Source organism: Pseudarthrobacter sp. MOO14 (genome assembly GCF_058267675.1).
Window position 1 is genome coordinate 4,289,317 of record NZ_CM177849.1, and the last position, 11,194, is coordinate 4,300,510.

The following is an 11,194-nucleotide window of genomic DNA, read 5'->3' on the forward strand; positions in this document are numbered from 1 at the left end:
AGTGAGGATTTGGGCATCAGCGTCTCCCGGAGGAGTCCCGGTGGCTCTGACGGTTGCCGCCCTTTATTACGCGATGACCGTTATTACGCGATGACCGTTCGAGTTCGGGTTTCCGACGAGTTTGTTGCTTCGGGTTCGTGGGCTGGCGGGTGTGGGTCCGTGGACAGCAGGCGGGTAAACCGGTGTGCTGCTTGGACGACGGCGGTAATAAGCTCTTCAGCTGGCGTTCCGGCGATGCGGTGGTTGGGAATCGTGGCTGTGACTGATCCGCCGACGGCGCCGTTAATGAAAAACGGGGCTGCTATTCCGTGCGCGTCGGGGACTCTTTCGCTGTCGGTGGTGGCCCAACCCCGCGTGCGGATGTCTTCCAGCTCTTCTGCCCGGGCATTGGCTTCATGGGTGATCGGTGCGCTCGTGGTCTGCGGTAGGTAGGCGAGGATTGCCTTGCCTGCCGCTCCTGCTGTAAGCGGTGTTTCCGATCCTTCATCCAGCACGTACCGGACATTCCGGGCGCACATGTGGGATCTGGCGATGTAGGCCCTTTCTTGGTAGGCGTCATAGAGGGCGAGCGTGATGGTTTCACCGGTCTGTTCGCTGAGGGACAGGAGGTCTTCGTCAACGATTTCAGACAGTTCGTGATTGGTGCCCAAGGCGGCGGACATCGCAGCAGGGTCGGGCCGATTGTCCAGGTGCGTTCGCGGCGTGTGCCCTCCCGACATGCGCATTTCCTGATTCGTTGGCCACGTCCCGCTCAGAATCGCCCTTGTGGGTGGGGACTTGGGCTGCTGGCAGGCGAAGATCGCGGCCGCAAAACCGCAGCGGCTCCGGCCCCCGGTCAGGTGGAACTTGATGCTCTTCCGGTCAGGATGTCGTTGCAGTAAGGATTACCCGAGTGATGGTGATAGCCGCCACCACTAGCACAAGGCCGGCGAATGATTTCTGCAGGACAGGCCCGCTGACCCGCTTGGATAGTTGCGCCGATACTAGCGCTGCCGCCATTGATGGCACTACGAATGCTACTGCTACTGCCCAGTCAGGACTCGTGGTTCCCGCGTGTGCAAGGATTCCGGCAAAAGAGTTGATGATAGCGATGACGAGCGAGCTTCCGATAGCCAGTCCAATCGGGAGACCGAGGATCAGCATGAGCGCCGGAACGGTGATGAAACCGCCTCCGATTCCGAGCAATCCGGTAAGGAAACCTACGAGCGCGCCCACAGCCAGCCCACGTACTAGCCAAAGCCTCGGGCGAACGCCAATGTCTTTGCCGCGTGGACGGCTCCTGAGCATCTGCGTGCCTGCGGCGATCATAAGGACCGCGAAGGCGAGCAGCACGACGTTCTCTGGAAGAGAAGCCCCTGCGAGTGTGCCAAGGAACGCGGTAGGGATTCCGGCGGCACTAACCGCCAGCACGGTCTGCCATTGCACGCCCGCGCGCAGACGCGGAAGGAGGGCGGCCACGGGTCCGACGGCGCCCATCACCAGTGACGTTGAGATAGCCGTCCCAAGAGGAATCCCGACCAGGTACACCAGTGCAGGGACCGCTAGGATTCCGCCTCCTGCGCCCAGTAGTCCCGTTAGTCCGCCGATGACCAAACCAAGTATTCCAACGCTGATCAGCATCGTATTGACTCCTATCACTCGTTGAATTTTCGAGGACGCCACTCCGGCCGCCTTTGACGGGCAAGCATATTTCGGGACGCATATGGCCGGCTTACGGCCCCAAGCATACAGACCGAGTACTCGGTCTGTAAATACCGCCAGGCGGGTCGGCGCAGTAACTTCCAGCTAAGTGAGGGTGAGTATGGGCAAAAATCTTTCCCAACAGACCGAGTGAACGGTCCGTTTCGTGATATTGTGGTTTCCATCACGTCGGGACTTGGTACTCCGGTCCCTCACCACACATAGAAAGCGATGAGACCCATGGTTGTGTCTGATCCGGCTGCAGGAGCGACGTTGCCGTCCCCTGTTGTCTCTGTCCCCAAAGAAAAGGCCAAGGCCAGCGTTATCGCCGCCATGGTGGCCGCCCGACTGGGAATCATGCTTGCTCTGAGCACTCCGGCGCTGGCCGGAATGACCCTCAAGGTGCAGACCTTGGTGGCTCCTGGCGACGTGGCCCTAACGCTTGGCTCGGTCATTTCCATGGGGGCCTTCGCGGCACTCTTTTTTGATCCGGTGTTTGGCCGGCTCAGTGACCGTACGGTAGGCCGATTCGGGCGCCGGCGCCCTTGGCTCGTCTTCGGTTCTTTGGGGTTGCTGGCGAGCCTGGTGGTTATCGCTCTCGCGCCGAACGTCGTAGTCCTGGGCCTTGGATGGTTCTTCGCTCAGGCACTTGGCAACGCTGCGGTTGCCGCGCACACCGCGTCCCTGGCAGACCAGATTCCGCAGTGGCAGCGCGGCAAGGTCAGTGGGATGATCGGCATCGCCCAGCAAGCTGCCGGACTGGGCGCAGCATATTCTGCGAGCTTCCTGGGCCAAAACATGCTCCTTCTCTTTCTCGTGCCGGGAGTCGTAGGACTGCTGCTCGTGGCTGTCTTCGCCTTTGTGCTGCCAGACCAGCCAATGTCCCGTCGCCCAGCATCGGAAGGGGGGTTGCGCACCGTTCTGAAGACTTTCTGGGTCAACCCTGCCAAGCACCCTGACTTCGCCTTCGCCTGGATCTCCCGCTTCCTCGTGGTGCTGGCGATGTTCATGTTTGTCACTTTCCGTCTCCTCTACCTGCAGCAGGACCTGCAGCTGGAGAAAGCCGATGCCGTCAGCGTTATGGCGACCGGCGTGCTCATCTACACCGTGGCACTCATGATCGCCGGCCAGGCCGCAGGCTGGCTTTCGGACCGACTTGGACGCCGCAAGGTCTTCATCTGGGTCTCAGCCGTCATCTTCGGCCTCGGCACATGGATACTCAGCCAAGCCGGCTCAGCATCCGGTTTCTACTGGGCCGAACTTGTCATTGGCATAGGTTTCGGCGTCTACGTCGCAGTTGACCTTGCCCTCGTAGTCGATGTTCTTCCCAGCCCCGATGACGCCGCCAAAGATCTGGGAGTATTCAACATCGCCATGGCAGGACCCCAAACCATTGCGCCGGCGATCTCGGCAGCGCTGCTCGGACTCGGTGGAGGCGGTTATGACCTCCTGCTTACCGTGGCGGCTGCCGTCGCGCTACTTGGCGCACTGGCCATCCTCCCTGTGAAGAAGGTCCGCTAAGCGGCTGCGTCTACTACAAGCGCACAAACAGGACAGGAGTCCACGAATGAGTAGTAACACGAGCAACAAGGCAATTGAAGATGCAATCGCAACCCTGGACCTGACTTCAAAGGTCAAGCTTCTCTCGGGTGCCCGGATGTTCAGCCTCTGGGGTGAGCCCGCAATCGGGCTTGAGGAAATAGTTATGTCGGATGGGCCAACAGGGGTGCGAGGGCCACTGGTTGTCGGTGGACGGGTCAGCTGCCTGTTGCCGAACGCGACCCTCATTGCCCAGAGCTGGAATGTGGACGTCATGGACGAGGTGGGGGAGATTCTCGCCGATGAAGCCGAGGACCAACAGACGCATGTGGTTCTTGGCCCAACTGTGAATCTCCATCGAACTCCGCTGGGCGGTCGCCTCTTTGAGTGCTTCAGCGAGGATCCCGTTCTCACGGGCCATCTCGGGGCAGCTTACGTGCGCTCCCTTCAAAAGCGTGGCATCGGCGCAACGCCGAAACACTTCCTGGCTAATGAATCCGAAACCGAACGAACAACCGTGGATTCCGTGGTTTCGGATTCTGCACTCCGGGAACTGTATCTGCTGCCCTTCCAGATTATTGTCGAGGATGCCCAACCGTGGACGATCATGGCCTCCTACAACCGCATAAACGGAACCACCGCCACCGAACACGATCAGCTCCTGAACAAGATCCTGAAGGAGGAGTGGGGATTCGATGGGTTGGTGATGTCCGATTGGCTCGCGACCAAAACGGCGGTCGAGAGCGCTAACGGAGGCCTTGACCTCGTCATGCCAGGCCCGGATACCCCGTGGAGTCGGTCCCTTGTGGCGGCGGTGGTAGCCGGCGACGTTACTGAGGAAACAATAGACGATCATCTTCGCAGGCTCCTGAGGCTCGCCCACCGGGTGGGTGCCTTCACTGGCACCCGCACTTGGGCGCGGAATGTGCCTAGCCCCGACAGTCCAACACGCCGCGAGCAGCTCCGCCGGCTCGCCGCCGGCGGCATGTCGGTGCTGGTCAATCGTGACAGAACCCTCCCGCTCAGCAAAGATTCTGACGAGCGCATTGTGGTCATCGGTCGCCATGCCATTGACACAGTCGCGCAAGGTGGCGGATCGGCTATCGTGAGGCCGCCATACGTTATCAGCGCCGCGAAGGGCATCACCGAGGCCCTTGGCAAGGATCGCGTGACCGTCGTGGACGGCGTCCAGACCCGAACGCAATGGTTGGCAGCGAATCCCGATCTTGTTAGGGATCCGGTAAGCGGAACACGGGGAGCACGCGCACGCACGTTTGATAAGGAAGGAAATCTGCTCAAGACCCGTCACCTGGACGTTCCAGAGTTGGAAATCAGCGCGGAAAGCTGGGCTGCAGGGGCAGCGTCCATTGAGCTCTCCGCGGATTTGGCCATCGATCGGCGTGCCAAGATGATGATTGGCAGCCGGGGGGCCGGCAACTGGACAATTTCTACTCCTGGACACAGCGAATCGGTACGGACGCCGTTCCACAACGGTCCCGGCGGCGGCTTTTTCCGTCCAAAAAGCCACGCCGTACCGTTGGAAGTCGAACCGGGTGCCCGCATAACCGCCGTCACGGACGCCGAAGACGAAAACCGCCTCATCGGGCTGGTGGTAGAGCCTGCATTGAAGAACAGTGCAGCAGCCATCCGCGACGCCGTCGCGGCCGCTGCAGGGGCGGACACGGCCATCGTCGTCGTCGGCAATACCCAGGAACAAGAAACGGAAGGGCAGGACAAAAACACCCTCGCACTCCCAGGTGACCAGGATGCCCTGGTCGCCGCAGTGGCCGCAGTGGCAAAACGCACAGTTGTTGTTGTCAACGCTGCCACGCCCGTGCTGATGCCGTGGATCGCGGATGTGGACGCCGTACTGTTTGCTGGTCTGCCCGGACAGGAAGCAGGCAACGCCATCGCTGCCGCGCTGACCGGGGACATTGAGCCCGCCGGCCGTCTGGTGACAACCTTCCCGGCTCAGGATGGCCAAGGACCGGCATGGTCCGTCACGCCACGCGACGGCAAGCTGTCCTACACGGAGGACACCGACGTCGGGTATCGGGGCTGGAGCCGGTCCAAGGACAAGCCCCTGTTCTGGTTCGGCCACGGACTCGGGTACACCGAGTGGGAATACAAAAAAGCGGAAATCACTGCCACCCAAGAGGAAAATGTTACTGCCGTTGAGGTGACCCTCAGGAATACCGGAGAGTACCCGGGAACGGAAACTGTCCAAATTTATCGTTTCCCGGATGATCCGACCGTTCCGCCTCGGCTCATCGGCTGGCGCCAGGCGCATCTCCAGCCGGGCGAGGAAGCCACCATCGAGGTCAGCTGCGACAGCCGGGCGCAACGGGTTTGGCATACTCCGTCATGCCAATGGAAGGAAATCACAGGAGGCCGGATCGTGGTCGCCCGTGGCCTTGGCGATGTCAGACTTGAACTGTCTCTCGTTCAGAACACAGCCGTGACGGCTGGGACTTAAAGGAGTAAGCATGTCGTATCCAGCGGGATACCGGATCGAACGGGAACGCCCCCGACGGCGAAGCAGCGGCGAAGCCGCGCGACTCAAGGCCATCCATGCCGCGATCGAGCTTTTCGCCGTCGGCGGTTACGGCGGAACATCCATTGCCGACGTCGCCGCCAAAACGGGACTTTCTCAATCCGGACTGCTCCACCACTTCCCTTCTAAAACGGCTTTATTGACGGCCGTCCTTGAGCACCGTTCCAAAGAGGACACAGATTTTCTTTTCGGTGGGGAACAGGCTCCTCTTGGGTGGGAGGCCTTCGACGCCCTCGTCTCGCTCGTGGCCCGCAACTCCACACGTCCTGACTGGGTAGGGCTCTTTGTCAGGCTATCGGCGGAGGCTACCGAGCCCGGACACCCAGCACACCAGTGGCTCCTGGATCATTACAGCAGCCTGCGCCAGTGGCTCAGCGAAGCCCTCGAACAAGGCAAGATCCAGGGCGACGTCAAACAAGACGCCCCCGTGACCTTCCTTGTGAACAACACCATTGCCGTCATGGATGGCATTCAGCAGCAATGGCTGTGCGCCCCCGGAAGTTTCTCAATGGTGGCACAGTTCAGAAACTTCATCCAGAGCATCAAGACAACCTGGAGCTAGAAAGCCCTACAAAGAGGAAGCTTCGGCTGCAAGCAAAACTTCCTCTTTGTAGGAGCGTAATTACGGGGAAAGTCGAGCAACACGTTAAAGCACTACGAACAGCACTCGCCATAGGACGAGTTGGAACGATGAGAACTAAGGGGCACGTAGACCAGTGATAGACCAGCACAGCTCTTATCAAAGTTATTTAGGCGCGGCCAGTACCGGGCCCGTGCTCCTTGGGCTGTTTGCTTGGAGCCCTTCCCGCCGGCAGCGGGTATCAGTTGACCCATCACCTGCCTGTGCTCAGCTGATATGAAGGTCGCTTGCCTCGAAAAACGGCGAGTGCCCTCTGCCCTTCTCGCTGGAGCCAACCAGGAGATGGTATTCCAGTCCAGCCTCCCAGTTGCCCGACACTATGTCGAGAACCTTCTCGCCGCCTTCTTTGATTCGCTGAGCAGAAGAGATCGGGCAGGGCTAAATACTGTGCTCCAGGGTGGAAGGACACTGGCGGAGGATGTTGACGGCGAGCTCTATCTCTTGACTCCCGAAGAAACAATCGACCGACTCGTCCAGGACAACATCAGCACTTTTATCACAACAAGCAACCTCAGCCTTCGGCACGACGGCCCCACCGTTGAATATTCGGGCACATACCAATGCTGGAAGGCAGAACCAGCACCGGAGTGTTTGAATCTCGGCACCTTTCATGGCCGCCTGATCACTGGCCCGCAGGTATGGAGATGGTCCGAGCACGTATTCGATTACCTACCCTAGGTCCACCCATCTCCTCTGATCACTGATCGAGCGATAGACGGTCGATAACTACGCCAGAAAAGGGCGAAGGGGCACAAACCGGGAGCCTGAATGGGAGCGGCTTACGCCGGGGATCCCGTTTCAGAAGTCACTGCTCATCAGCCGTGGCCGCGCCTTCTCGAATCGATTTCAGCGTGGGTCGACTTAGCCCGGGGCCCTACCACCTCAAGACTGATGTCGCCAACGTCGTGCCTGGGTGTATCCGAGGCGAACTTTGGAATCCCCATTGCTCTTAAGCTTGCGCCGAGGCCCGCCGGGACGAGATGCAAGCAGCCCGGGATGCTCATTACTGCAAGGCAGGGTTGTTACTGCACGCGGACTCGAGAAAAAGTACGAGGCATGCCACTAGTCCCTAGCCGGCGGTCGGTTATGAGGCTGAACGTCAATGTCTGTCAGTCGCGCTGTCGCACTGTCGGTGACGGTCGAAAACTGAGCCATTGTGACGGTTGAAAACTGAGCCACCCGTTCCAAACGATTGGGTGGGTGATCACAGTGGAGGATTGGGCGCTTATTCGGCGGTTGCATCTTGCCGAGGGTGAGTCGATGAGGTCGATAGCGGCACGGTTGGGGATCTCCAGGAATACCGTCGCGAAAGCTGTCAGTGCTGATGGTCCGCCGGCGTACGTCCGTGCGCCGCGGAACTCCGGGATCAAAGCTGTGGAACCGGCAATTCGTGCGCTGCTGCTGGAGAACCCGCGGATGCCGGCGACAGTATTGGCTGAGCGGGTGGGCTGGTCCGGATCGGCAGCCTGGTTCCGGGAGAACGTGGCCAGGATCCGGCCGGAATATGCCCCAGCTGATCCTGCAGACCGGGTTAGCTACGAGCCCGGGGACCAGGCGCAGTGCGACCTGTGGTTCCCTGAGGTCCGAATACCCGTTGGCGCCGGCAAAGCCAGGGTGCTGCCGGTACTGGTGATGGTCTCCTCCCATTCGAGGTTCATCATGGCCCGGATGATCCCGTCCCGGATGACCGGGGACCTGCTGGCCGGAATGTGGGAACTGCTCGGTGGATTGGGGGCTGTTCCGCGGCGGCTGATCTGGGACAACGAAACCGGCATCGGCCGCCGGAACAGTTACGCTGCCGGCGTTTCCGCGTTCGCCGGTGTCCTGGCCACCCGGGTCGTGCAGGTCAAACCCTACGACCCGGAAACCAAGGGCGTGGTCGAACGGGCCAACCAGTTCCTGGAGACGTCCTTCCTGCCGGGCCGAATCTTCACCTCGCCGGAAGACTTCAATAATCAGCTCGGGCAGTGGCTGCCGAAGGCTAACGCCCGGATGGTCAGGCGGATCGGCGCCCGGCCCACGGAGCTGCTCGCAGCGGACAAAGCAGCCATGCTGGCGCTGCCGCCGGTTCCACCGGTGACGGGATTCGTCGCGCGGGTCCGCCTGCCGAGGGACTACTACGTCAGGATGGGATCAAATGATTACTCCGTTCACCCGCAGGCCATCGGCCGGTTCGTCGACGTCACCGCGGACCTGACGACCGTCATGATCAGCCTGGACGGCAGATCCGTCGGCACCCACCCTCGGTCGTGGGGCTCCGGACTGACCATCACCGACCCGGCCCACGTCGAGGCGGCAAGGGCATTGCGGAAGGCCTTCCAAACCCCACCGCCCGCGGGCGAAACAACCGGGCTGCGGGACCTGGCGGACTACGACCGCGCCTTCGGTGTGGTCCTCGATGACGGGCAGGTCGCCTGATGGCCAACGTCAAAGAAACGACTGGCCAGATCGAGTACTACTCCCGGGCGATGAAGGCACCCCGGATCCGGGAAGCAGCAACCCGGCTCGCGGACCAGGCCCGTGAAGGAGGCTGGAGCCATGAGGAATACCTCGCCGCTGTCCTGTCCCGGGAAGTCGCAGCCAGAGAAGCCTCCGGCGCCGAGCTCAGGGCCCGGGCAGCTGGTTTCCCGGCCCGGAAATCACTCGAGGACTTCAACTTCGATCACCAACCCGGCCTCAAACGCGACACCATCGCGCACCTGGCCACCGGCGCGTTCCTCACCGAAGCGTCCAACATCGTCCTGCTCGGACCGCCCGGCACCGGCAAAACACACCTCGCCACCGGGCTGGGCTTACGAGCCACCCAGCTCGGTCACCGCGTCCTGTTCGCCACCGCCATCGACTGGGTCGCCCGGCTCCAGGCAGCCCACCAGAACGGCCGGCTGCCCCAAGAACTGGTCAGGCTACGCCGCTACGGACTGATCATCGTCGACGAAGTCGGCTACATCCCGTTCGAGCAGGACGCCGCGAACCTGTTCTTCCAACTGGTCTCATCGCGCTACGAACACGCCTCGCTGATCCTGACCTCAAATCTGCCCTTCGCCCGCTGGGGCGACGTCTTCGGCGACCAGGTCGTCGCGTCAGCCATGATCGACCGCATCGTCCACCACGCCGAAGTCATCACCCTCAAGGGCTCCAGCTACCGGCTCAAACACACTCAGGTCGACTCGCTGCCCTCGACAAGACCGGAAAATACGGCAGAATAACCAACGTCAAAGTGGCTCAGTTTTCAGCCAGCGAAATGGCTCACTTTTCGACCAGCGCTGACACGCACAAGGTCTCGTCGGCGCGGAAGCGCTGCACAGGGTCCTGACGTGCGCGAAGGAAGCATGTTAGCGGCTTCCCTGGCAGATCAGGCCCTCTTTTCGGGCTCCATGCACCGCACTGGTACTTTTGCCTCCTTGAGGAGCTGCCATTCCGTCAGTTGTCACTTGAGCGGCCAGCAGCCGGCCGGATTGTCCTAGTCGAAGCTGAGACGATCCCCCAGGCCGGCAGCAGAGAAGGCGTCAACCAGCTCTTGGCGCCCGCCACTGAAGTGTGCCCATCCTTCAAAGTGGGCCGGCACAACCCGACGGGCCCCGAGGACCTTCGTGGCTTGGGCCGCCATCGCGTTGTTGATGGTCACGAGCGCACCATCGAAGAATGGTTTGTGCCTAACACCGCCAATGAAGAGCACTGCGATGTCCACGGGGCCATGCCGCTCTGCGATCTGCTCGATGCACTCCATCGAAGCGTTGTCTCCACTGATGTATACGCTGGGGTGGCCGGCGGCAGTGAGCAGGAAGCCAATGACATCACCAGATATTGATTCATTGCCCTCGGGGCCATGGAGTGCGGGTAACCCAGTGATCGTAACTTCTGTTCCGTCGGGTGCGGTCAGGTGAACTTCTCCCCAGAACCCGAGCCCCCTGGACGACCCGCCGAGACGTCCTGCCCCGCTGATTGTCGTCAGCGTCAGGGGGACGTGGCCGATAAATTCCCGACCACTATGGTCGAGGTTATCGTCGTGTTCGTCGTGCGAGAGAAGTACGGCGTCAACATGTCCAACCTTTGCCGGGGGCACGGTGGAGGATGATGTCTTAATCAACGAAAAACCAGGGACCGGGGTGGGGTACTCGCCCGGATCATCAAAGGTTGGATCCGTCAGAAATCGCAACCCCGCGTACTCGATCAGCACGGTGGGGCCGTTCAACACTCTTATCGGTACCTCGGCAGCATGAGCGGTGGTCACGTATTGCTCCTTCAAAGCATCAGATATTTCCTTGGAAGAATCTTCCGTGAAAACTATACTAGGGTGTGTCCAATAAGCTGTCGATGCGACTGAAGGGTGGGCTTGTGGCCGAACTGAAAGACCTTTACCACGACCTGGTGCGTTTTGAAACTGAACTGTGGGCGGCTTTGGATGTAAGGCTCCGCCGGGACTGCGGGCTGCACCTGACTTGGTTCGAGGTCATGCAGTTCCTCTCGGTTACGCCCCGACGGCGCGTTCACGACATCGGGAAAGAATTCGCGATCTCCGCTGGAGGCGTCAGCAAAGTGATCGACCGGATCGAAGAGGCCGGCTACTGCCGCCGTCTTCGGAATCCGGACGATCGACGATCATCGCTGCTCGAACTCACAGAGTCCGGTGAGGCGAAGCTTCAGGCGTCGATACCAACATTTGAGGATGAACTGGAGCGCCGCTTTAGCGCCGTACTCGGGCGCGCGGAACTGGAGCGGATGTCCTTGAACCTGAAGCTGCTTAGGGCCAGCGCTCCGGTCCGAAACCCAGTGTGAAGTTA

9 protein-coding genes are annotated in these 11,194 nt (G+C 60.8%); 6 read left to right on the forward strand and 3 right to left on the reverse strand.

Features of this window, described 5'->3' with window-relative positions:
- Positions 1-83: 83 nt before the first annotated feature.
- Together AC4EEV_RS19725 and AC4EEV_RS19730 are read right to left on the reverse strand one after the other, a co-directional pair.
- Complete coding sequence (locus AC4EEV_RS19725) at positions 84-719, reverse strand: IclR family transcriptional regulator domain-containing protein (protein ID WP_491329771.1); 636 nt, start codon at positions 717-719, stop codon at positions 84-86.
- A gap of 142 nt (positions 720-861) precedes the next feature.
- On the reverse strand, positions 862-1,620 hold the full coding sequence (locus AC4EEV_RS19730; RefSeq protein WP_491329772.1) for a sulfite exporter TauE/SafE family protein: 759 nt from the start codon (positions 1,618-1,620) through the stop codon (positions 862-864).
- Positions 1,621-1,953: 333 nt separating this feature from the next.
- On the opposite strand from AC4EEV_RS19730, the gene AC4EEV_RS19735 reads away from it, so the two are divergent.
- From AC4EEV_RS19735 to istB, 5 genes are all read left to right on the forward strand, one after another.
- Positions 1,954-3,201 carry an MFS transporter gene (locus AC4EEV_RS19735; RefSeq protein WP_491329773.1) on the forward strand — a complete coding sequence of 416 codons (1,248 nt, stop codon included), beginning with the start codon at positions 1,954-1,956 and terminating at the stop codon, positions 3,199-3,201.
- A 46-nt stretch (positions 3,202-3,247) separates the two neighbouring features.
- Positions 3,248-5,695, forward strand: coding sequence for a glycoside hydrolase family 3 C-terminal domain-containing protein (locus tag AC4EEV_RS19740; protein ID WP_491329774.1), 2,448 nt, complete (start codon positions 3,248-3,250; stop codon positions 5,693-5,695).
- A gap of 10 nt (positions 5,696-5,705) precedes the next feature.
- Positions 5,706-6,335: a TetR/AcrR family transcriptional regulator gene (locus AC4EEV_RS19745; protein ID WP_491329775.1), complete on the forward strand. Its 630-nt coding sequence runs from the start codon at positions 5,706-5,708 to the stop codon at positions 6,333-6,335.
- 1,278 nt (positions 6,336-7,613) lie between these two features.
- Positions 7,614-8,831 carry an IS21 family transposase gene (istA, locus tag AC4EEV_RS19750; protein ID WP_440745465.1) on the forward strand — a complete coding sequence of 406 codons (1,218 nt, stop codon included), beginning with the start codon at positions 7,614-7,616 and terminating at the stop codon, positions 8,829-8,831.
- Positions 8,831-9,619, forward strand: a complete 789-nt coding sequence (istB, locus tag AC4EEV_RS19755) for an IS21-like element helper ATPase IstB (RefSeq protein WP_440745464.1) — start codon at positions 8,831-8,833, stop codon at positions 9,617-9,619. Before istA ends, istB begins: the two co-directional genes overlap by 1 nt.
- Positions 9,620-9,873: 254 nt before the next feature.
- On the opposite strand, the gene AC4EEV_RS19760 is transcribed toward istB, so the two are convergent.
- A complete protein-coding gene (locus AC4EEV_RS19760) occupies positions 9,874-10,644 on the reverse strand; it encodes an MBL fold metallo-hydrolase (protein ID WP_491329776.1) in 771 nt (256 codons plus the stop codon).
- Positions 10,645-10,709: 65 nt separating this feature from the next.
- Here AC4EEV_RS19760 and AC4EEV_RS19765 point away from each other — a divergent pair, with 65 nt between their 5' ends.
- Positions 10,710-11,189, forward strand: coding sequence for a MarR family winged helix-turn-helix transcriptional regulator (locus AC4EEV_RS19765; RefSeq protein WP_491329777.1), 480 nt, complete (start codon positions 10,710-10,712; stop codon positions 11,187-11,189).
- The last annotated feature ends 5 nt before the right edge of the window (positions 11,190-11,194 follow it).